Origin of the sequence: Candidatus Thalassolituus haligoni (assembly GCF_041222825.1) — a bacterium.
Classification (GTDB): Bacteria; Pseudomonadota; Gammaproteobacteria; order Pseudomonadales; family Oceanobacteraceae; genus Oceanobacter; species Oceanobacter antarcticus.
The window spans coordinates 1293491-1314829 of record NZ_CP139482.1 but is presented as its reverse complement, the minus strand read 5'-3'; the positions used below and the strand labels follow the sequence as shown (position 1 = coordinate 1314829).

General features: G+C 53.5%; 20 protein-coding genes. 4 read left to right on the top strand and 16 right to left on the bottom strand.

Going from position 1 to position 21339, the window contains the following annotated elements:
• Positions 1–2 precede the first annotated feature (2 nt).
• The 6 genes from SOJ49_RS05975 to dmeF all read right to left on the bottom strand — a co-directional run bounded on the left by SOJ49_RS05975 (position 3) and on the right by dmeF (position 5001).
• On the bottom strand, positions 3–506 hold the full coding sequence (locus SOJ49_RS05975; RefSeq protein WP_369857322.1) for a DUF3106 domain-containing protein: 504 nt from the start codon (positions 504–506) through the stop codon (positions 3–5).
• Positions 503–805, bottom strand: coding sequence for a hypothetical protein (locus tag SOJ49_RS05970; protein ID WP_369857321.1), 303 nt, complete (start codon positions 803–805; stop codon positions 503–505). The genes SOJ49_RS05975 and SOJ49_RS05970 overlap by 4 nt, the downstream gene beginning before the upstream one ends.
• Before the next feature lies 1 nt (position 806).
• Entirely contained in the window at positions 807–1319 is a 513-nt protein-coding gene (locus SOJ49_RS05965) for a hypothetical protein (protein ID WP_369857320.1), read from the bottom strand.
• Positions 1297–1851, bottom strand: coding sequence for an RNA polymerase sigma factor (locus tag SOJ49_RS05960; protein WP_369857319.1), 555 nt, complete (start codon positions 1849–1851; stop codon positions 1297–1299). The genes SOJ49_RS05965 and SOJ49_RS05960 overlap by 23 nt, the downstream gene beginning before the upstream one ends.
• Positions 1852–1948: 97 nt before the next feature.
• The gene (locus SOJ49_RS05955) at positions 1949–3748 is read right to left on the bottom strand and encodes a DUF4382 domain-containing protein (RefSeq protein ID WP_369857318.1); all 1800 of its coding nucleotides are present in this window, start codon (positions 3746–3748) and stop codon (positions 1949–1951) included.
• Positions 3749–3990: 242 nt separating this feature from the next.
• Positions 3991–5001, bottom strand: coding sequence for a CDF family Co(II)/Ni(II) efflux transporter DmeF (gene dmeF, locus SOJ49_RS05950; RefSeq protein WP_369857317.1), 1011 nt, complete (start codon positions 4999–5001; stop codon positions 3991–3993).
• Between the two features lie 218 nt (positions 5002–5219).
• On the opposite strand from dmeF, the gene SOJ49_RS05945 reads away from it, so the two are divergent.
• A complete protein-coding gene (locus SOJ49_RS05945; RefSeq protein WP_369857316.1) occupies positions 5220–6266 on the top strand; it encodes a succinylglutamate desuccinylase/aspartoacylase family protein in 1047 nt (348 codons plus the stop codon).
• An 81-nt stretch (positions 6267–6347) separates the two neighbouring features.
• Positions 6348–6953 carry a mechanosensitive ion channel domain-containing protein gene (locus SOJ49_RS05940; protein ID WP_369857315.1) on the top strand — a complete coding sequence of 202 codons (606 nt, stop codon included), beginning with the start codon at positions 6348–6350 and terminating at the stop codon, positions 6951–6953.
• Between the two features lie 159 nt (positions 6954–7112).
• On the opposite strand, the gene SOJ49_RS05935 is transcribed toward SOJ49_RS05940, so the two are convergent.
• Complete coding sequence (locus tag SOJ49_RS05935; protein WP_303431885.1) at positions 7113–7319, bottom strand: cold-shock protein; 207 nt, start codon at positions 7317–7319, stop codon at positions 7113–7115.
• A gap of 801 nt (positions 7320–8120) precedes the next feature.
• Between SOJ49_RS05935 and SOJ49_RS05930 the strand changes: the two genes are divergently transcribed.
• Positions 8121–9254 (top strand): peptidoglycan-binding protein, encoded by a 1134-nt coding sequence (locus tag SOJ49_RS05930; protein WP_369857314.1) that lies wholly within the window; start codon positions 8121–8123, stop codon positions 9252–9254.
• Between the two features lie 94 nt (positions 9255–9348).
• On the opposite strand, the gene SOJ49_RS05925 is transcribed toward SOJ49_RS05930, so the two are convergent.
• The 4 genes from SOJ49_RS05925 to bktB all read right to left on the bottom strand — a co-directional run bounded on the left by SOJ49_RS05925 (position 9349) and on the right by bktB (position 16656).
• The gene (locus tag SOJ49_RS05925) at positions 9349–11031 is read right to left on the bottom strand and encodes an electron transfer flavoprotein-ubiquinone oxidoreductase (RefSeq protein WP_369857313.1); all 1683 of its coding nucleotides are present in this window, start codon (positions 11029–11031) and stop codon (positions 9349–9351) included.
• A gap of 233 nt (positions 11032–11264) precedes the next feature.
• The gene (locus tag SOJ49_RS05920; RefSeq protein WP_369857312.1) at positions 11265–13037 is read right to left on the bottom strand and encodes an acyl-CoA dehydrogenase; all 1773 of its coding nucleotides are present in this window, start codon (positions 13035–13037) and stop codon (positions 11265–11267) included.
• Between the two features lie 80 nt (positions 13038–13117).
• Positions 13118–15256 carry a fatty acid oxidation complex subunit alpha FadB gene (fadB, locus tag SOJ49_RS05915; RefSeq protein WP_369857311.1) on the bottom strand — a complete coding sequence of 713 codons (2139 nt, stop codon included), beginning with the start codon at positions 15254–15256 and terminating at the stop codon, positions 13118–13120.
• Positions 15257–15477: 221 nt separating this feature from the next.
• Complete coding sequence (gene bktB / locus SOJ49_RS05910) at positions 15478–16656, bottom strand: beta-ketothiolase BktB (RefSeq protein ID WP_369857310.1); 1179 nt, start codon at positions 16654–16656, stop codon at positions 15478–15480.
• 185 nt (positions 16657–16841) lie between these two features.
• Between bktB and SOJ49_RS05905 the strand changes: the two genes are divergently transcribed.
• Positions 16842–17864, top strand: coding sequence for an AraC family transcriptional regulator (locus tag SOJ49_RS05905; protein WP_369857309.1), 1023 nt, complete (start codon positions 16842–16844; stop codon positions 17862–17864).
• A gap of 206 nt (positions 17865–18070) precedes the next feature.
• On the opposite strand, the gene SOJ49_RS05900 is transcribed toward SOJ49_RS05905, so the two are convergent.
• The 5 genes from SOJ49_RS05900 to fliM form a co-directional block, all read right to left on the bottom strand.
• On the bottom strand, positions 18071–18340 hold the full coding sequence (locus tag SOJ49_RS05900) for a flagellar biosynthetic protein FliQ (protein ID WP_369857308.1): 270 nt from the start codon (positions 18338–18340) through the stop codon (positions 18071–18073).
• 35 nt (positions 18341–18375) lie between these two features.
• Positions 18376–19053, bottom strand: coding sequence for a flagellar type III secretion system pore protein FliP (gene fliP / locus SOJ49_RS05895; protein ID WP_369858039.1), 678 nt, complete (start codon positions 19051–19053; stop codon positions 18376–18378).
• A gap of 122 nt (positions 19054–19175) precedes the next feature.
• On the bottom strand, positions 19176–19835 hold the full coding sequence (gene fliO, locus SOJ49_RS05890) for a flagellar biosynthetic protein FliO (protein WP_369857307.1): 660 nt from the start codon (positions 19833–19835) through the stop codon (positions 19176–19178).
• Complete coding sequence (fliN, locus tag SOJ49_RS05885) at positions 19810–20280, bottom strand: flagellar motor switch protein FliN (protein WP_369857306.1); 471 nt, start codon at positions 20278–20280, stop codon at positions 19810–19812. The genes fliO and fliN overlap by 26 nt, the downstream gene beginning before the upstream one ends.
• 82 nt (positions 20281–20362) lie before the next feature.
• Entirely contained in the window at positions 20363–21331 is a 969-nt protein-coding gene (gene fliM, locus SOJ49_RS05880) for a flagellar motor switch protein FliM (protein WP_369857305.1), read from the bottom strand.
• Positions 21332–21339 lie beyond the last annotated feature (8 nt).

Below are 21339 nucleotides of genomic sequence, written 5' to 3'. Positions count from 1 at the left end.
AGTTAATGACGTTTTGAGCGCAGTTGTTGCCGCATGGCATCACGCTGCTGTGGCGACAAACTCTGGAAGCGCTGACGCAGCTGCTGACGCTGCTCCGGCGTCGCCTGTTGATAGTCATGCCAGGCGTCGCGGGCTTGCTGGCGCTGCTCCGGGGTCATATCGCGCAAGGTTTGCAACCGATCCCGTAGTATCTGGCGCTGACTTTCCGGCAAACTCTGCCAGCGGCTGAAGCGCTCACTGGCGGCCTGTCGTTCACTGTCGGACATCGACTGCCAGCGCTCAACACCGCGCAAAAGTGCTTGCTGCCGCTCGTCATCCAGACTGTCCCAACGCTCGGATATGCCCTCCAGTAACTGCTGGGTGCTGGGGGGTAAACGCCGCCATTCCTGTGCCTGTACGGGTTTTGATAGCAGTACCCATCCGGTCAACAGTGCCATCAGCATGAGTAGCGTCAGACTGATGCGCCGCTGCCTCTGCAGCATTACCTGGGGATGCTCACGATTCATTGCCCACCTCCCGACCGCGTCTCGGTTGGCTCGTTTGTGTCTGGGAAATTCGCTGTTGCTTGTGGCACAGATGTGGAACTACTGACCTCAGTATCTTGCGGGATCAGAGGCGATGGCCCCAGCATCATCGGATCAATCCATTCATCATCAATCTCGATCTGATCGGCCAGATAGAGCAACAGTTCAATATCCGGCGCACGATCCGGCTCACGATTCGATGGCACCTCCGGTTCTGCCTGAACAGACACCTGCGGCAGCATCCAGCCAGCAGAAGATGACAGGGTTATTAGCGCTGCCATATTAACCAGCCTTATCCAGGATTGGGGGATTCGCATCCGGTAACTCGCTTAGCCAATAGGCAAATTCCAGTTGCTGCAGCATATCCCATTCGTCTTCACCAAGCTCCGCCAATGCCATCATGTCATCCAATCGTTGCTGTGCTTCGACCTGCTGTGCTTCGAATGCTGCCAGCGTGGTAATATTGGCATCGTAGCTCGACGGATAGGTACCTGCCGGCGCCCCCTCCTCGGCTTGTAGCAACCAGATCACACTGACCAGTATCAAGCAGGCTGTCCCCCCCCCCAGGGGTAATAGCGACCCTGTGAACCAGTACCAGATAGCGGACGTGGAAGTTCGACGCCTATCGATGTTAGCCATGGCTTGCCTGAAAGCGGCCGCCCGCCGTTGTGCCAGTTGATCGGTCAGGGGTTCTGGCAACGTCTCTGCCTGCTCATCCAGCAGTGCCAGAAGCTGTTGCTCTGTTACCGTCGCCTGTCCAACTCTCGAGGTTTTATCCGCAGATTTCGATATCATGATACTCGGCCACCTCATTCAATTTCTGCCGTGCTCTGGACAGATGGGTTTTGACACTGCCCTCGGAAATATTCAGCGCATCTGCCGTCTCGCGTACGCTTAGCCCTTCCCAGCAGCGTAATAAGAAACACTGCTGTTGCTGTAAAGGCAGGGTCGCAATGGCGCTGATCAGCGCTTGCTGTTGACGACTGCTGGCCAAGGCCTGATCCGGCTCGTCGCGGTAATCACCCACATAGTCATCCATTCCATCGGCGCTGCCAGTCTCTGGAACATCCGTCTGACTGCCCGACCAGAACATCCAGCGGCGCTGTTTCTGTTGCTGACGCAAACTGTCGGCGAGGCAGTGCTGCAAAATTCGGAAAAACAGCGGCCGCCATTCCGCTTCTTCCCGATCGCGGTAGTGGCTGATCAGTCGGGTCATCGCTTCCTGCACCACATCCAGGGCATCTTCATCATTGGCGGCAGCAAATCGCACCATCCGAAAGGCCCGACGCTCAATCGACATCAGGAAATCATTCAACCTGGCGGTCATACGATGTCTGTCTCCAAGCCAGTCACATCCGCTTCCTTTCTTTCAGCCTTGTTTTCCTGAGTGTAATCTGCAGTAGAGAAAACCAAGGCTCAACAGGCTACTGGCGGCTCGACTCGCCAAACCTCACCATAATGCTGCTGGCATCCAGAATCCCGGTGCTGTCATCAAACTGTCCCTGCACGCTTAAATGGCTGACCGCCTCAGTCCCTTCCAGGGCGTTGGCCAACGCCAGCAGAAAATCGCTGTAGCTCAGATAGATAGCGGTTGATGTAGCGCTGATTTGCACTGCAAAATGGCCCTTATCGACGGTAGCTGTTACACCAGCCACCTCCAGGCCGGCTACCAGCTCTCGCGGAATACCATGCAGACGCAAACGTTCACTGGCGTCGGTCACATCCAGTACCAGGGTATCGTTACTGATGCTCACTGGCATCGTGGTAGCGTCAGACCAGTGAGCAACATAGTCGGCACGGCTGGATGCAAAGCTGATTTCATTCACGGTGACTGCGTCAAAATCGCCAATAGCAGCGCCAAATGCCGTTGGATAACCCGCCACCGCAACCCAGTCCCCTGTCGCCAGATTGGTGACATCCAGCGTCGCCGTTTGCAGCTCATAGGTGGCGGGATCGGCGTCATTATCTCGGCTATCCGCCGTGCCACTGAAATCAAACAGCTCACTGTTGCGACTGTTGATACTTAACAAATCCAACGACAAGGGGGCAGTCGTCGTCACCGAGCCACTCAACCGATTCAGTTTCATACGTACATACCCGGTACTGGCATCCATTTTAGTGATGTCATCTGTACTGACACTACCACTGACCAGCACCGACTGGCCGACGGAAATATCTGCAATCGTGCTGTCGCCGTCGTAGCGACCGGTGACCCCTGTCTCTTCAGACAGTGTCACCTCCAGCATTGAGGCAAAGCTGGCGTCGTGACCACTGCGTTCGACCACCGCTCCGTTCAGGGTTAATACATTGCCGCTGCGGGCGGTAACAATGCCTTTCACCACATCGTCACCGCTCCAGTCGACGCTGGCACCGGTCAATATTTCTGTCGCAGTAAAAGTACCGGTGTTATCAAGACTGCCGTAGCTCACAATCGGTGTAGCGGCATCCAGTGCCGCAATCAAGGCCAGGCCGTCACTACCTGTGTATGGAATCCCATCAATGTCATAACGCGTTGTTTCGGTCACAGCCACCACCAGATCGCCAAATTCGCCGCTGCGGTGTCGCATAGGGCGAATAGCCAGAGTAATCTCTGCAGTATCGGTATCGGAACTGATCAACTGACCACGAACGCGATGCTCCCGATCCGTGTCTTGACTGGCAACAACCATCAGGAAAGGTTCGACTTCAACAACAGCCGGATCATAAGAAAGCACTTCGTTGGAAGCCGCCAGATCCAGATCCAGAGTCAGACCTGCCACGCTATTACGGCCAATATTCAGTGCTCCCTCGCCAAGATCAACGGACACTTCCAGGGTACCGATGGTTGTGCTATGGGAATCTACCACTGTCGCGCTATAAGACACACCAGCACTGTCCTGAACCACAATATCAGCGTCAGCGTAATCAAGGTTGACCAATACACTACGGTAATGGCCAGCCGGTATGGCCGCGACCATAAACAGTTCACTTAACTGCTGATACTGAACAAAATCCACTTCCGTGGTGGCAGGAAGAACATCCACCTCGGTGCCATCTTCACGAACCAGAGTGATACCCAGCACCTCAACCTGATAGGTCAGAAAATCTTCTTCTGCGTCGGTCAAGGCAATTTGAACGGTGCCGGTTTCATCGGTAGCCGTAGAGCTGGTACTACCGGAACCCGCACCACCGCAACCCACCATCAGGCTGGATGCAATTGCCAGCCACCATGCCGTTGTTTTCATGTGTCACTCCTGAGGTTTACACCTGCTTGCTGTTTGAATATCGATATGTTGTTACACGCATCCATACAACGGAGCTGGTTCGCTTCGGTTGACACAAAAAAACAAACAGAGAAAAAACAGGGCACCAGAACGACGGTTTCCAACGGCGAGTCACAAATAACCGGGAGCAGTGTCAGTGTATCTGATAGCAAAGCGGGCTTATGACCTCCATGTCAGCCAGACAGAAAAGTCAGCCCGGAAGATTAAAGAAACGGATGATGCACTTCGATTGTGATGTGTTGCAGCTGTTGGTAGAGATCCAGATGTTGACGAATCTGGCTGGAGATCTCGTTCTCACTGCTGGCCACCGACAACACCAAAGCATAATGATCAGCAGATACTTTCCAGATATGGATGTCACGGATTTCAGCTCCGGTGGTCTGTACTGCATCAATAATCTGCTGACGCACGGGTGCATCAATACTGGCATCCAGCAAAATCCGGCTGGTGTCTTTCAACAAACCAAGCGCCCAAACAGAAATAATGGCAGCACCAACAATCCCCATCAGTGCATCCAGCCATAACCAGCCCAGCATCATGGCAGCAATCAACGCCACAATGGCCAGTATCGATGTCAGGGCATCTGCCAGTACGTGCATATAGGCTGCACGCAAATTGTGATCGTGATGATCGTGATGGTCGTGATGGTCGTGATGGTCGTGATGGTCGTGATGGTCGTGATGGTCGTGATGGTCGTGATGGTCGTGATGGTCGTGATGATCGTGATCAACCGGCCCATGGGCATGGCCATGACTGTGTCCATGATGATCCTTGAGCAACCAGGCACTGGCCAAATTCACCAGCAAGCCGATCACCGCCACCACAATCGACTCCGTAAAGCCTATTTCATGGGGCATAAACAACCGCTGCACAGATTCCAGCACCATCATCAAGGCCACAACACCGAGTGCAACCGCACTGGCGAAGCCACCTAATACCGACACCTTGCCAGTACCAAAACTGAAATCAGGATCCATCGCGTGACGACGGGCATAACGATAGGCAAACAGCGTAATGGTAAATGCCGCAACGTGCGTCCCCATGTGCCAACCATCGGCCAGCAGGGCCATGGAGCCATAGGCACTGCCGACAACGATTTCGGCCACCATGGTCAAGAACGTCAACCAAAGTACCCAAAGGGTGCGGGTCTCCCCTTGTTGCCGATCCGCAATAATGGTCGGCTGATAACATGGGCAGGTATTCAATGAAGTCATAACAACAGGGCTACTGGAAAAATGAATGAAAATCGCACGGTGCACCAACCTGAACAAATCGACGCCACCGTTCAATGCAACAGATACAGGGCAACTGACCGCAGAATAACGGCCCAGGATACAAAAGTCTGCATTGATTTTCATTTACCAAACAGAGAAGCAGTGACAGATGACAACACTGTTGGCAGACTCCACGGATCTTCAACGGATACCCCATCATGAGCCGACGCACTCCAGTCCTACCCGCCCTGCACATTGCCGGAAATGCCATAGAACCAGGCAACACCTACCAGTTGAACCTGCCACTGGGCAGTCTTTATACCAGTACCAATGTGACCATGCCGGTATATGTTCGCCGCAGCAGCAAACCCGGCCCCACACTGTTTATCAGTGCCGCCATTCATGGCGATGAACTTAACGGTGTGGAAATCATCAACCGCCTGATTCACGGCTCCAGATTACGTAATCTGCGCGGCACCTTGATCGCTGTGCCCATTGTCAATGCCTTTGGTGTTATCAACCAGAGTCGCTATCTGCCCGATCGCCGCGATCTTAACCGCTCTTTCCCCGGTTCCAGCCGTGGCACTCTCGCAGGCCGAATGGCGTACATGTTCCTCAACGAAGTAGTGGCCAAATGCGACTACGGTATTGACCTGCATACCGGCGCGATTCATCGCTCCAACTTGCCCCAGATCCGCGCCAATCTCGACGACGAGATAACCCGTGACATGGCTTTGGCATTCGGCGTCCCAGTCTTGTTGAACGCCAATCTGCGCGACGGCTCCTTACGGGAATCTGCCGACGAGATGGGCGTCAAGATCCTGCTTTACGAAGCTGGAGAAGCCCTGCGCTACGACGAATTGTGTATTCGTGCTGGCGAACGTGGCATTTTACGCGTGATGCGTCACCTCGGTATGTTGCCCCCCAGCCGCCAGAAGAAATTTCCGATCGAACCACTGATCGCCCGTGACAGCGGCTGGATGCGCGCTACTGACAGTGGCTTTGTACGCAACCTGAAGCATCTTGGTGACAAGGTGGAAAAAGACGACGTCATGGCGATTATCTGTGATCCGTTTGGCACTCAGCTTGATAAGGTAGTCGCCCGCAAGGACGGCATTATCATTGGCTGCCAGAATATCCCTCTGGTTCACGAAGGTGATGCCATGTTCAACGTCGCCTACTTTTCCGAACCGGACGACGTAGTCGAAAGTATCGAAAACATGCACGACAGTCTGCTGCCGGACGATACTATCCTGCAAAACTGACGCGCTTCAATCTGTAAACCAACCCATATGCAGCAACGCTGTCAGACGACAATTCAGCCAGAGGCCCAGACCAGAATTACCATGTTTAAAATTATTCTCGTTATCCTTGCCGTCGTAGGCTACGCCTATCTCAATCACATACTGATGACCTTTATTGAAGTTCAGGGACAAAAAAGAAAAGTCAGCCTGAGCCGGGTATTCTATTTACAGAAAGCACTGCAAATCGCCCTGTTCAGCTGTTTGTTACTCCTGATCGGCCTGGTGGTCGGGTTTGGCTATAGCGAATTTACCTTTGTCCTGTCATCAGCTGCCGCCTTGCTCGGCGTTGCCCTGTTTGCCCAGTGGTCTGTGCTTAGCAACGTCACCGCCAGTGTGATTATTTTTTTCTTCTTTCCCTATCGACCAGGAGACCGTATACGCATTCTGGAAGCGGATTGCCCCGAAGCCGTGATAGAAGAAATCACCCTGTTTCATCTGCTTTTACGCACGGATGAGGGCTATGAATTAAGTATTCCCAATACTCTGGTGTTCCAAAAAGCCGTCGTCATGTCGCAGCGCGGAGATCTCTGGCTGTCGATTCATCCTGCAGAACCCAAACGACATAGCGCGGTACTCCGGGATGATGTTGCCGACGACGCGATCACTCTGAACCAGCATGCAAATACGGCAGGAGAGGCGACCCGCTGACCTGATCAAAAGGACAGCCGGTCGATAAACAGCGCAGCGGAAAGGATCTCCGCTGGCGTTTGTGCAAGACAGGAAAAGGGCAGGCTTGCCTGAATAACAGGCACAAAAAAACGGGCATCGGCCCGTTTTTTTATGTACTACCAAATCACCAGAGGCGAATTAGATAGCAACGATGTTTTCAGCTTGTGGGCCTTTCTGGCCAGGCTTAACAGTGAATTCAACACGCTGGCCTTCAGCCAGAGTCTTGAAGCCAGTGCTAGCAATAGCGCTGAAGTGAGCAAAAACGTCTGGGCCATTTTCTTGTTCAATAAAACCGAAACCTTTTGCTTCGTTGAACCACTTAACTACGCCAGTTGTCTTGGACATTTTGATATTCCTGAATAAATAGAAGATAAGGCGCTGTGATTAATTCACAGGCCAACGCTGGAACTCAATTGGTGCTTATCTACTACAAACGAGGGAATAAGAACTACTACTTCGAAGGGTACTAATAAATAAGGGCAATGCTTTCAAGCTGGAAACAAGTATACCTCAGGTGAGGCGCATGGCAACCTTTATTTAAGCTATTTCTGCACTGGCTACCCGTCGCTAAAGCAGACCAGAAAGCAGACCAGGAATTGTCCCAGCAAACAAGAGAAACCCGACGGGACAATCGCCAGGCTGCAGATCCTTCCGACAGTCTATATAAAGTAGTGATAAGTAGCGTTGGATCACGATGTCAGCTAACAGTCACCCTCACAATGACAAAATACTCAGAATATCCAAACCAACAAACAACAAAGCGGGCAAACCACTCCGATATCCATTGAAGCGCTGCAATTTTACCCTCTTTGTAACAATATTCGATCAACCTAGGGAACCAATGAATAACTTGATGCATACTGCGGTTTCAGTACAAGATCAGCTCCAAACCTCAGAATGAGGCTCTCTCTGGTCACAGCACAACGAGAGCCTTGATCTGGAGTAACACCAATGAGCTGACATAGTGAGCTGAAACTGACCGGAAGCCCCGCTGGGCGAAAGAGTTTATACCCAGAGGATCTATCGAGATTTTACCGAAGGTGCGGCTGAGCGCAGCTGGAACTGCACCAGGCAGGAGAACGTAGTTTGACACTTCCTTACGTCCGTCTGTCAACTCAAACATCTTACGCAATGGAGCACAACTAGATGAACAAAAAAAACTACCTTCTTTCCGCGCTGACACTGGCCGTCATGGCCGGTTGTGCCAGCCAGCCATCCAGCGACACGGCATCCACTGCTGCGCTGGAAGATTTTCCTGAGTACCAGCGTCTGAAAGACTCCCGCGACGAGCTGGAGCAGGAAAATGCGAAGCTCAAGGCCGAAGTAAAAGAAAGCAAAACGACTGTTTCTGGAAAGGTAGCAACAGCCCAATCGCTTGAATCAACATCTACCACTCCAACCGCTGATTCCGTTATGCCTCCGAATGCTACCCCGGGACACTGTTATGCCCGCCTGGTAATTCCGGAAGAATACGAAACCCAGATGAAGCAGGTAATGGTTTCTCCTGAGCTGTCCAAGCTGGAAGTAGAACCGGCCAAGTACGCGATGGCGGAAGAGCAGGTGCTGGTTAACGAAGAATGGGAAGAACTGGTTGTTGTCCCTGCTACCTATAAAACTGTCACCGAACAGGTCATGGTAAAAGAAGCGTCTACCAAGCTGGTTAAACTGCCAGCAGAATATAAAACCGTAGAAGAAAAGATCGTTATTCGTCCAGCCTATTCCACCTGGAAAAAAGGTAACGGACCGATTGAAAAAATTGACTCTGCCACTGGCGAAATCATGTGTCTGGTCGAAGTGCCAGAAGAATCCAAGATCATCACCAAGACCATCCTGGTGAAACCAGAACGTACAGAAGAAGTGGTTATTCCTGCGGAATACAAAGCTGTCTCCAAGCAGGTTGTTGACGTTGCCGCGCACACCACCACAATCGTACACCCGGCTATCTATGAAACAGTAGAAGTTGAAAAGCTGGTAGAAGAGCCGAAGGAAATCGCCGAAACAATTCCTGCGGTTTACGAAGATATTCCTCAAACCGTCAAGGTGACAGATGCCAAGATGGAATGGCGTGAGATTCTTTGTGAAACCAATACCACAAAAGATGTTGTCTCAGAACTGCAGCAAGCTCTGGAAGATAAAAGCTATAGCCCAGGTCCGATTGATGGCGTCTACGGCTGGCAGACCATGAATGCGGTTACCCGCTTCCAAAAAGACAACGATCTGCCTTCCGGCCAGCTCACTATCCAGACGCTGCGTCTGTTGGGCGTTGCCAGCTGGGAATAAGCTTTTTGTTAGTGTAAAAAAATAAAAGAGCTGGCCCGATGGCCAGCTCTTTGTTATCCGCATCCCTACCTTGCTACGCCCTGCTCCTACCCCATTACATGTTTGGGTAGTTCGGCCCGCCACTGCCTTCCGGTGTTACCCAATTGATGTTCTGCGCTGGATCCTTGATGTCGCACGTCTTGCAGTGCAAGCAATTTTGGCCATTGATCTGCAGCTTGTTAGCACCCTCACTCTCGATCACTTCATACACCCCTGCCGGGCAATAGCGTTGTGCCGGTTCAGCATACTTCGGCCAATTCGATGCCATAGGAACACTGGCGTCTTTCAAGGTCAGATGACAGGGCTGATCTTCCTCATGAAACGTATTCGACAGAAACACCGAGGTCAGTTTATCAAAGCTGAGCACGCCATCCGGTTTTGGGTATTCTATTTTGACGCACTCGGTCACCGGTTTCATCTGGGCGAAATCAAGATGATTGTCATGCAAGGTGAACGGCAATTTGCCATTAAAAATATTCTGGTCAACGAAGTTAAACGCCCCTCCGATCAGAGTACCGAACTTGTGTAATGCCGGGCCAAAGTTGCGGGTCGCGTACAATTCTTCGTATACCCAGGAGGCTTCAAAGCGCAGGGCATAACCACAGAGATCCTTGCCACCTTCGTCACCAGCGGCAATGGCTGCAAACACTTCTTCAGCCGCCAGCATGCCGGTTTTCATCGCCGTATGGGTGCCCTTGATTTTGGCAGCATTCAGAGTACCGGCGTTGCAACCACTCAGCAAACCGCCAGGAAAGTGCATTTTTGGCAAGGCATTCAAACCGCCTTTGGCAATGGCGCGGGCACCGTAAGACACCCGCTTGCCACCTTCAAGATACTGTGCCAGTACCGGATGGTGTTTGAGCGTCTGAAATTCATCATAAGGGTTCAACCAGGGGTTGCTGTAGTTGAGATCCACAATCAGACCAACCACCACTTGTTGGTTTTCAGCGTGATAGAGAAAAAAACCGCCCCCGGTAGCGTCTTTGCCAGCACCGGTTAATGGCCAGCCGGCACCGTGCAGCACCAGTCCGGGTTGATGCTTGTCGGCCGGAACATCCCACAATTCTTTCAGGCCGATACCGTAGTGCTGGGCATCGGCGTCCTTATCCAGTTCAAACCGCTGATACAGCTGTTTACCCAGACTGCCACGGCAGCCTTCGGCAAAAATAGTGTATTTGCCCAGCAGGTTCATACCCGGCGTGTACATTCCCTCTTTCGGCTGCCCATCTGCAGCGACACCCATATCACCGGTAGTCACACCGGCCACAGCGCCATCGTCGTTAAACACCACCTCGGCGGCAGCAAAGCCCGGATAAATCTCCACACCCAGGGCTTCGGCTTGCTGGCCGAGCCAGCGACACAGATTACCCAGACTGACCACGTAGTTGGTCTTGTCGCCCAGATGAGCGTTGTGCATGGTTTTTGGAATCAACAGCCCCGGTAACTGCACGGCCTTCTGTTGATCCTGCAGCAAGTACAATTCATCTTTGATCACCGGTGTCGTCAGCGGTGCTCCGAGTGCTTGCCAGTCGGGCAGCAACTCATCCAGCGCACGGGTCTCGATGACAGCTCCGGAAAGAATGTGAGCACCCACTTCGGAGCCTTTTTCTACCACACAAATGGTTAACTCCTGGCCCTGTTCCTGAGCCAGTTGCGCCAGTCGTATCGACGCACTGAGGCCAGAAGGACCAGCACCGACGATAACAACATCGTAGGCCATGGATTCACGTTGGGTCATAGATACCTCTCACTGTTCGCTGCAGCAGCGCTCGGATGTTTGTTGTTATCGTTATAAGACAAACACCGTATTACCAATAAAAAACCCCTGCCCAACCAGGGTTGACCAGGGGAAACAAGCCGGTAGCCGGAGTATTGCTACCAGCGGATTTTCAGGACAGGGTGAGCCTGAAAATCAATACTCGTCTGGCACCAGACGATCAATCAGTGGTTGAACAATACTTTCAAGGCCGACTAGAACTGCTCGTTAGTCAACCCCATGATGCTCTCGCTACCAGCCAACAAGGCCGTTGCATGGGCCTGATGACGAGGCATCATGTGCTCACAGAAGAAGCGTGCAGTTACCAATTTGGTCTGCAGAAACTCAGGATCGCCCTGACCAGCATCCAGCAAGGCTTTGGCTTTTTCGGCACTTTGAACCATCAGCCAGCCACCTGTGACATACCCCATTTGCATCATGAAGTTGACGGCAGCGCTACCCAGTAAATGAGCATCCGAACGGGCATTCGCCAGAATAAAATCGCGACTCTGCCTCGCCGTCACCAGCGCTGTATCAAACTGCGCCAGTGCCGCCTCAGGTAAAACCGTTGCGCTACGGGCAGAAGCTGCCGTGGCATCCATTTCTGCCAGCAAACCATCCAGTACTGCGCCACCATTCGACAAGGTTTTACGGCCGATCAGGTCAAGCGCCTGAATGGCGGTTGTGCCTTCGTAAATTGGCAGAATCCGGGCATCGCGGTAGTGCTGGGCGGCACCGGTTTCTTCGATAAACCCCATCCCGCCGTGGATCTGTACCGCCAATGACGTCAGCTCGACTGACAATTCAGTGCACCAGCCTTTAACGATCGGGGTATACAGTTCGGCACGGGCCATATGTGCAGCGGCATCGTCGCCACCGACCAGACGGGCACGATCCAGCTCGGCCGAAGCCATAAACGCCAGTGCACGCATCGCCTCGGTGGTGCTCTTGATGGTCATCAGCATGCGACGCACGTCCGGGTGTTCAATAATGGCGATACGGCTGCCATCACGCAGAGTGCCCTGAATACGATCTTTGGCATACTGACGCGCCAGTTGATAAGCGCGCTCGGATACCGACAAGCCCTGTACGCCGACACCCTGACGGGCATCGTTCATCATGGTGAACATATATTTCAGGCCCTGGTGCGGTTCACCAACCAGATAACCCAGAGAACTTTCAAATTCCATCACACAAGTCGGGCTGCCGTGGATACCCAGTTTGTGCTCCAGCGACAGCGCACTGGCGGTATTCCGTTCGGTGGTGGTTTCTCCGTTGTCGTCGAGCAGGAATTTGGGCACGATAAACAGCGAGATACCTTTGACACCGGCAGGCGCATCCGGCAAACGCGCCAGCACCAGGTGAATGATATTCTCGGTCATCTGGTGATCACCCCAGGTGATAAAGATCTTGGTGCCACTGATGCGATAGGCGTCGCCATCCGGTACGGCTTTGGATTTTACCGCCGCCAGATCTGAACCGGCGTCCGGTTCGGTCAGGTTCATGGTGCCGGTCCACTCACCAGAGATCAGTTTCGGCAAGTAGGTGTTTTTCAGCTCATCACTGCCATGGTGCGCCAGTGCTTCAATTGCACCCTGACTCAGCAATGGGCACAGTGCAAAGGCCATGTTGGCCGAATGCCAGATTTCATTCACCGCAGTACTCAGTACCTTGGGCAGTCCCTGACCACCAAACTCTTCCGGCGCATTCAGTGACAACCAGCCTCCTTCCGTCATTTGCTGGTAGGCTTCCTTGAAGCCCGGTGTTTGCTGCACACCCTGCGCGTTGATGGTGGCCCCTTTTTCATCACCGTCCTGGTTCAGAGGTGCTAACACGCCACTCCCCAGCTTGCCAGCCTCTTCGACAACGGTATTGGCCAACTCCATGTTAATGCCTTCCAGGCCAGCGGCTTCACACAGGGCATCAAACCCAACCAACTGCTCCAGTACAAATTCCGCGTCGCGATAAGGGTGCTGATAATCACTCATAAATCGATTTCCTTGTTAGCCCTGCCGCTCTCTGATTCAGCCGAGCGGCAGTGGTCTTGATAAATAAAGAGTAAAGTTGCTCAGTAAAAGGTCTTGCCGCTTTCAGCCATGGCTCTCATGTCATCGGTCAGACAATACAGTGGGCCACATTCCGCATGGGCATCGGCCTGGGCGGCAAACAGGTTAGCGCCCAGATTGTCGATATAACGCAACGCGCCGCCCCGGAAACGCGGGAAGCCCAGACCCAGAATCAGGCCCATATCGGCTTCAGTGGCAGAGGCCACGATGTGTTCTTCCAGGCAGCGTGCGGTTTCCAGACACATGGGAATCATCATCCGCTCAACGATCTCGGCGTCGGTGATTTCAGTATTGCGGCTCACCCGTTGTTCCAGAATGGCGGCCACTTTTTCAGAGCGACGTTTGTAGCGCTTGCCGTGTTCATCAGTGCCGTATTCGTAAAAGCCGACGCCGTTTTTCTGACCCAGAGCACCTTGTTCCAGCAGACTTTCGATGATTGGGCGATCGTCATGACCCATACGTTCAGGGAAGCCATCCTCCAGCACCTTGTCGGCGTGAACCATGGTATCGAGGCCAATCACATCGGCCAGATACGCCGGCCCCATGGGCCAGCCGAACTGTTCCATCACCTGGTCAATGCGCTCAAAATCCACCCCGTCCATCACCAGACGGTTAAAGCCGTTGAAGTACGGGAACAGCACACGGTTAACCAGAAAGCCCGGGCAGTCATTCACCACAATCGGGGTTTTACCCATCGCCGCCGCAAAGGCCACCGTGGTTGCCACAGTTTCGTCGCTGGTCTGGCTGCCACGAATAACCTCCACCAGCTGCATCGCATGTACCGGATTAAAGAAGTGCATGCCGCAGAATTTGTCCGGGCGCTGCAAATGCTCAGCCAGCAAATCGATAGAAATAGTCGAGGTGTTGGTTGCCACAATGGCACTGTCGGGCACCTTGTGTTCGACCTCGGCCAGCACTGAACGTTTGACATCAAACCGCTCAACCACCGCCTCGACCACGTAATCAACTTCGGTAAAGCCTTCATACGTCAAAGTCGGGTGAATACCGGAGAGGACTTTTTCTTTGCCGGCTTCGGTCATGCGTCCTTTGCTGATACTGCGATCCAGAATACTGCCAGCATGGCTCATGCCCAGATCCAGCGCTTCCTGGTTAATGTCTTTCATCAGCATCGGAGTGCCGTTCAGCGCCGCCTGATAACCGATACCGCCGCCCATGATACCGGCACCGAGAACAGCGGCCTTGGCAACCGGATGTGCCTGTTTGGCCCAGCGCTTGGTTTCGCGCTTGAGGTATTGGTCATTCAGGAACAGGCCAACGAGGTTTTTTGCTTCAACACCACTGGCCAGCTCACCAAAGGTTTTGGCTTCCATTGCCAGCGCCTTGTGAAAATCTTCGGTCATGGCGCTGGTGACGGTGGCCAGAATCGCCGGAGCCGCCGGATAACGGACGTCCAGGCCCTTGCCCAACGTTTGCTTCAGGCTTTCCATCGCCGCCGCAGTGGCCGCGTTATTGTCGAGTGCGGCCTGCTTGCGGAGACGGTTAGCAAGGTAGTCACGCTCACCTGCCATGGCTTCTTTTAATAACGTGCGTGCCGTGTCGAGCAGCTGATCGGCTTCAACCGCCGCATCCAGCGCCCCTTGCGTCAATGCCTGGGCGGCCTTCACCGGTTTGCCTGACAACATCCAGCCCAATGCCGCTTCGGCACCAACCAGGCGGCTCAAACGCACGGTGCCGCCCCAGCCAGGGCAAATACCTAATGTGACCTCTGGGAATCCGAGTTTGGCAGCCTTGTCGGCGACACGAAAATCGGCCGCCAGCGACAACTCCAGACCACCTCCCAGCGCCATACCATTCACAGCGGCAACGGTGGGGTAAGGCAATTTTTCAATGGTGTTGAACAAGCCATGCACCTTGCCAGCCCAACGGGAAATATCGGCGGCCTGCATTCCGAACAGTTCGGTAAACTCGGTAATATCCGCACCCAGCACAAAAGCTGGTTTGGCGCTGTAAATCAACAACCCACGCACATCAGCGCGAGTGCCCAGCGCCGCCAGAGCCTGTCCCAGCTCATCCTGCAGATGAGCATTCAATACATTAACGGAAGCCCCATTGGCATCCAGAATCAACTCGGCGATTCCCGAGTCGGCCATTTTCAGCGTAACCGATTGTCCAGCGTACATAGTGAGCTCCTTTACTGTGAAGGCTGCAGGGAAAAGATTAACAGCGACGTTAACCCCGAAAGCCGAATCGTTGTGAAGTGTGACGTCGATATTGTCAGAGAATATTGAGACAACACCGCTTTTGAACAAATTTCACCTGATCGTCATACATCAAGATGACATTCTTGCCCCTGCCCGACGGTGCAGCGACAAGATATCGCGTTCAAAGATAATCGCTTCGGTCAGTCGCGGGCAAACAATGCCGCAATCCCCTGACCGCCACCAATACACAAACTCACCATGGCATACTTGCCGCCGATACGTTCCAATTCGTACAGGGCTTTAACAGTAATAATGGCTCCCGTGGCACCAATCGGATGCCCCAGTGCGATACCACTGCCATTCGGGTTCAAACGCTCCTGTGGCAGCTTCAATTCACGTGCTACCGCCAGCGCTTGCGCCGCAAAGGCTTCGTTCACCTCATACACATCAATATCGTTGGCGTTCAGACCCTGACGTTCCAGAATCTGCCGGATGACAGGCACCGGGCCAATCCCCATAATCTTTGGATCCACACCATGGACGGCATAGTCCACCAAACGCCCCAGTACCGGCAGGCCACGTTTTTCGGCGGCTTCACGCTCCATCAATACCAGTGCGGCAGCGCCATCGTTCAGACCCGAGGCATTACCAGCGGTGACCGTGCCGTCTTTCTTGAACGCCGGGCGCAGCTTTTCCATATCCGCCACGCTGCAATCCATACGCACGTGTTCGTCCTGTTTAAACTCTACCGTGCCTTTACGCGACTTGAGCTCGATTGGCAGAATCTGGCTTTCGAAATAACCGTTTTCAATCGCATTCTGGGCACGCTGATGACCCTGGGCGGCATAAGCATCCTGATCAGCACGGGAAACCGAGTATTTTTCTGCGACGTTTTCTGCCGTTATACCCATATGAATATAATTAAATGGACACGTCAGTGCCGACACCATCGGATCAATCATGGCACCGTCACCCATACGTTGACCAAAGCGGGCCGTTGGCAAATGATAGGGAGCACGGCTCATCGATTCCGCACCACCGGCAATCACGGTTTCTGCCAGCCCCAATTGCACCTGCTGCGCTGCCGTAATCACCGCCTGCAAGCCGCTGCCACACAAGCGGTTCAGCGTCAGTGCCGGAGCGGATTCACGCACACCACCATTCACTGCGGCAACTCGCGCCACGTACATATCACGCGGTTCGGAATGAATCACGTTACCAAACACCACCTGATCAACCTCATCGCCACTGATACCGGCGCGCTTGATGGCTTCTGCCACCATCGCGGCCGCCATATCACAGACTGCGGTATCTTTAAGACTGCCACCATACGTACCGATTGCAGCGCGAACGCCACTGACAACTACGACTTCTTTCATTGTTATTCTCCCGAGTTTCACGATGAACGCGCCAACCGCATAACGGTGGCTGATGATGACGCTATTAACCCTCATATTGGCCAATGTCGCCCATTGCCGCGCCAGCCGAATTCTTAACATTATCGGACATCAGGGTTATGCTCTGTGCCGAATAACTACTATGGCCCTCTTTCTGTGACGCCACCATGACGTTTGAACGCAGCTCGATTTCCATGCACTACGCCCGCACCATTGCCGCCGCCGCGCGCCGCCATGGTCTGGACGACCAAAAGTTGTTGGCCGACGCTGGACTCGACCCGACTCTGGTGGTGGCAACACGAGGGCCCCGCATGACATCGGAACAATTCGCTGCCCTGTTGCTGGGTTATTGGCGTTGCGCCAATGATGAATTTCTCGGCCAGACACGCACTGCTGGAAAACACGGCACCTTTGCCTTGATGGCCAAACAGGCCGTCAATGCCCGTAACCTGCGCGGTGTCTACCGCCATATCAGCCGGTTTTACGACCTGTTTACCGAAGAATTCCAGCTCACACTAGGAGAAGAAGGCAACGAAGCCTGGTTTGAAATGACCCTGACACACCCGCAGCTGGATACCGACCACCTGTTTACCGAGTTTTTTCTGCTGTTGTGGCACCGCTTTCCGGGCTGGTTGATCGGCCGGTTTATTCCGTTAATCCGGGTGCAGGTCAGCTACCCACGACCAGCCCACGGCCGCGAATACCGGCTGATATTTCCAGCAGAGGTCACTTTCGACCAACCCCGCATTGCCCTGGTCTTCGACCGCCAATTACTCAACGAACCGCTGGTACAAACCGAAGATACCCTGCGTAACCACCTCGAAAACGCTCCACTGGTATGGGTAACACGCCCCAATTTCTTCCCCCATTACACCCGCAAGGTTACCAACTATCTGACCCATTGCCTGCACACACAACACACCCTGAGTCAGGCCAGCATGGAAACCGCTGCGACAGAATTACACGTCACCAGCCGCACACTGCGACGCAAGCTCACTCAGGAAAAAACGTCCTTCCAGGCCCTCAAGGACAAGGTCAGACAAGACCTCGCTATCCAGCTGCTGAACCAGCCAGAACTCACCATCAGCCAGATATCCCAGCGACTGGGATTCTCCGACCCGGCAGCCTTTACACGGGCGTTCAAAAGCTGGCTGGGCATACCACCGAAGGAATATAGAAAAAGCGGATAACACAGCAACGCGGTCGTTTTCAGATGCGTTCCCAGGGGGCGCTCTCAATGATTAAACCGAGCCTGCTGAGAGCCAGTTGGGTCAGGGTCAATATCCCCCATGCTGTGTTGTCGGACTTGAAAAGGACGCGTCATTCTCTGCGTTCAACGCCTTGCCTGATGGATTTTTCTCCATAACAGGACGCGTTAACTAATTGAGAACGCCCCCTAGCCTATCAGGAAGGGAATATTCATATAAATCTCACGGGTGTAATCAATCACCATACCCACCGCCCAGGGACCCAGGCCAATAATCGCCAACAGCGTCACCACCAGCCGTGGCAAAAAACTGAGCGTCTGTTCGTTAATCTGGGTAGCCGCCTGAAAGGTACTGACCATCAGGCCAATAATAAGACTGGGCACAATAATCGCGACGACGACAATCAGTACGATGTACATGGCGCTGGTAAAAATATCGCCGATATCATTGGGGGTCATGGTTGATCTCCGTGTTCTGGCGCATGGCCATATGTCTAAACCGTGCCAAACGAATTGGCCAGCGTCCCCATAATCAGCGCCCAGCCATCAATCAGCACAAACAACATGATTTTAAAAGGCAGCGAAATAATCACCGGCGACAGCATCATCATCCCCATTGCCATCAAAATACTGGCAACCACCAGATCAATAATCAAAAAGGGAATAAAAATCAGAAAACCGATCTGGAACGCAGTTTTCAACTCGCTGGTAATAAACGCCGGAATCAATATATGAATCGGGGTATCCGCCGGGCTGGCAATATCATCCCGGCCGCTGATACGTACAAACAGATCCAGATCATTTTCGCGGGTTTGCCCCAACATAAATTCATGGATCGGTATCACCGCCCGTTCAAGCGCCTGTACCGAGGTAATTTCTTCACTCAGGTAAGGCTGCAGCGCCTGCACGTTGATGACCTGCAAGACCGGCATCATCACAAACAGGGTCAGGAACAGCGATAGCCCTAACATGACCTGATTGGATGGCGTTTGCTGCAAGCCAATGGCCTGCCGCAAAATCGCCATGACGACCACAATACGGGTGAACGAGGTCATCATAATCAGCAGTGACGGCAGCACCGACAACAGCGTCATGATGGCCAGAATCTGAATCGTTACCGTGTACTCGCCGCCACTCTCGTTGGCCTGATACACCAGTGCCGGAATGCCCATACCACTCAGTGCCTGTAACCCGCCGCTCTCCCCGTCCGCTGCCAGTACCTGACTGGCGCCGAGTAACAATATCAATCCGGCGACCAGCGGCTTCAACGTCAGCCACCTGACATATCCGTTCGTCATACTCTGGCCGCCTTTTTTAATAACTCGGCAAATCCCATCGGGGCAGCGGCAGGCACGGCTGCCGGTGTCGGCTCCAACGGTGTATCCAGCTCGGTCAGCAGGCTTATTTGCCGCGCGGTAATACCCAGCACCAGTTGTTTGTCACCGACCTGAACCACCGCAATTTTTTCCTTGATACCCACCGACTGGGTCGCCAGTGTACGAATCATCGGCCCACGCCCTGCATGGGCTGGCCCACCCCAATTGCCCCGCAGTCTCACTTGCTGCGCCAGCCAGGCCAATAACACAATCAATCCCAACACCAGCACCAGAAACAAGGCCACCTTGCCTGCCGATGCCATGGGGCTGCTACCGGTGTCCAGTGTCTGGGGCCGAGTGATTTCTAACCGATTATCGGTGTTTGGATTCAACGCAATACTGGCGTTGCCGTCGCTGTTATTGACGCTGTTATTGACGCTGTTATTGACGCTGTTGTTAATACTGTTGTTAATACTGTTGTCGACGCTGTTACCAGTGCTACTGGCTGCATCCATGGCCAGCATGACTCCCGCTGCCAGCAACAGCGTCAATGCACACAAGTGCTTCAGTACACCACCGGAGTATTTTTTACCGTTGGCCCACATTGGCCGTCTAGCGCAAGCGTTGGATACGTTCACTCTGGCTCACCACATCCGTCAGGCGGATACCAAATTTATCGTTCACCATCACCACCTCGCCATGGGCGATCAGGGTGCCATTAACCAGCACGTCCAGCGGCTCACCGGCGAGACGATCAAGCTCCACCACCGAACCCTGATTCAGTTGCAGCAGGTTACGAATAGGAATCTGGGTACTGCCTACTTCCATGGAAATACGTACCGGAATATCCAGAATTACATCCAGCTCCGGGCCATCCGGGTTGGCGACTACCCGCTTGCTTTCGTCCTTCAGCTCTTCCAGCTCCACCGCCTGGACTTCGTCCTCCGGCACATCGCCAGATTCTTCCATCGCCGCCGCCCATTCATCGGCCAGCGCCTGATCATCCTGTCCGGCGGCATCGATTCCGGCAGCCACCTGATCAGCCAGTGCCTGGGGGTCGAGCTCTTCGTTGTCATCACTCATGTTGTACTTCCTGTCGGCTCACAATCACGACCATGGGTCGTTACCATCGATAGTTACCATGGAGCTACCATGGATCGTTCGGCTAGCGCCGTTTGGGTTTGATTTGTTCCGTTATCTTGACTGCCAGGTTCTCTCCGGAGATCCCCATACGACCGCGTAATACCGGTACGCCATTGGCTTGCAAGACAAACTGCTCGGGCATTTCGATCGGAATAATGTCGCCAGCCTTGAAGGCTGCCACTTCGCGCAAACTGATCCGCCGTTCTGCCAGAGTGCCGTGCAATGGCACGGTGGCTTCGAGAATGTCTTCACGTAACGACTGCATCCAGCGCTCATCCACATCGTCGATGTCACTCTGTACACCGGCGTCCAGAATTTCCCGAATGGGTTCAATCATTGAGTAGGGAATCGTCAGGTGTAAATCGCCGCCACCGCCATCCAGCTCGATATGGAAGGTGCTGACCACCACCACTTCGCTGGGGCTGACAATATTGGCCATAGCCGGATTCACCTCGGAGCCAACGTATTCGTAGTCGACTTTTAATACTGGCGACCAGGCTTCCATCATGTCGTTAAACACCTGGCTCAGAACCAGCTGTACAACCCGGATTTCTGTCGGGGTAAATTCGCGCCCTTCAATCTTGGCGTGGCGGCCGTCGCCGCCAAAAAAATTATCCACCAGCTTGAACACCAGTTTGGCATCCAGAATAAACAACGCCGTACCGCGCAGCGGGCGCATCTTCACCAGGTTGAGGCTGGTAGGCACATACAGGGTGTGTACGTACTCACCAAATTTCATGATCTGGACGCCGCCCGATGAGACATCCGCACTGCGCCGCAGAAAGTTGAACATACTGATACGGGTGTAACGGGCGAAACGTTCGTTGATCATCTCCAACGTCGGCATACGGCCACGCACAATGCGGTCGTTGCTGGTCAGATCGTAGTTGCGAACACCATTGCCATCACCGGGGTCGTCCGGCTCAACCGCGCCGTCATCCACGCCGTGAAGCAAGGCATCAATTTCGTCCTGGGACAATAAATCCTGCACGCTGAATA

Excerpts from the sequence above, each read along its gene's own strand:
- SOJ49_RS05975 (WP_369857322.1), bottom strand. The coding sequence starts at position 506 with ATGAATCGTGAGCATCCCCAGGTAATGCTGCAGAGGCAGCGGCGCATC.
- SOJ49_RS05970 (WP_369857321.1), bottom strand. The coding sequence starts at position 805 with ATGGCAGCGCTAATAACCCTGTCATCTTCTGCTGGCTGGATGCTGCCG.
- SOJ49_RS05965 (WP_369857320.1), bottom strand. The coding sequence starts at position 1,319 with ATGATATCGAAATCTGCGGATAAAACCTCGAGAGTTGGACAGGCGACG.
- SOJ49_RS05960 (WP_369857319.1), bottom strand. The coding sequence starts at position 1,851 with ATGACCGCCAGGTTGAATGATTTCCTGATGTCGATTGAGCGTCGGGCC.
- SOJ49_RS05955 (WP_369857318.1), bottom strand. The coding sequence starts at position 3,748 with ATGAAAACAACGGCATGGTGGCTGGCAATTGCATCCAGCCTGATGGTG.
- dmeF (WP_369857317.1), bottom strand. The coding sequence starts at position 5,001 with ATGACTTCATTGAATACCTGCCCATGTTATCAGCCGACCATTATTGCG.
- SOJ49_RS05945 (WP_369857316.1), top strand. The coding sequence starts at position 5,220 with ATGAGCCGACGCACTCCAGTCCTACCCGCCCTGCACATTGCCGGAAAT.
- SOJ49_RS05940 (WP_369857315.1), top strand. The coding sequence starts at position 6,348 with ATGTTTAAAATTATTCTCGTTATCCTTGCCGTCGTAGGCTACGCCTAT.
- SOJ49_RS05935 (WP_303431885.1), bottom strand. The coding sequence starts at position 7,319 with ATGTCCAAGACAACTGGCGTAGTTAAGTGGTTCAACGAAGCAAAAGGT.
- SOJ49_RS05930 (WP_369857314.1), top strand. The coding sequence starts at position 8,121 with ATGAACAAAAAAAACTACCTTCTTTCCGCGCTGACACTGGCCGTCATG.
- SOJ49_RS05925 (WP_369857313.1), bottom strand. The coding sequence starts at position 11,031 with ATGACCCAACGTGAATCCATGGCCTACGATGTTGTTATCGTCGGTGCT.
- SOJ49_RS05920 (WP_369857312.1), bottom strand. The coding sequence starts at position 13,037 with ATGAGTGATTATCAGCACCCTTATCGCGACGCGGAATTTGTACTGGAG.
- fadB (WP_369857311.1), bottom strand. The coding sequence starts at position 15,256 with ATGTACGCTGGACAATCGGTTACGCTGAAAATGGCCGACTCGGGAATC.
- bktB (WP_369857310.1), bottom strand. The coding sequence starts at position 16,656 with ATGAAAGAAGTCGTAGTTGTCAGTGGCGTTCGCGCTGCAATCGGTACG.
- SOJ49_RS05905 (WP_369857309.1), top strand. The coding sequence starts at position 16,842 with ATGACGTTTGAACGCAGCTCGATTTCCATGCACTACGCCCGCACCATT.
- SOJ49_RS05900 (WP_369857308.1), bottom strand. The coding sequence starts at position 18,340 with ATGACCCCCAATGATATCGGCGATATTTTTACCAGCGCCATGTACATC.
- fliP (WP_369858039.1), bottom strand. The coding sequence starts at position 19,053 with ATGGGCATTCCGGCACTGGTGTATCAGGCCAACGAGAGTGGCGGCGAG.
- fliN (WP_369857306.1), bottom strand. The coding sequence starts at position 20,280 with ATGAGTGATGACAACGAAGAGCTCGACCCCCAGGCACTGGCTGATCAG.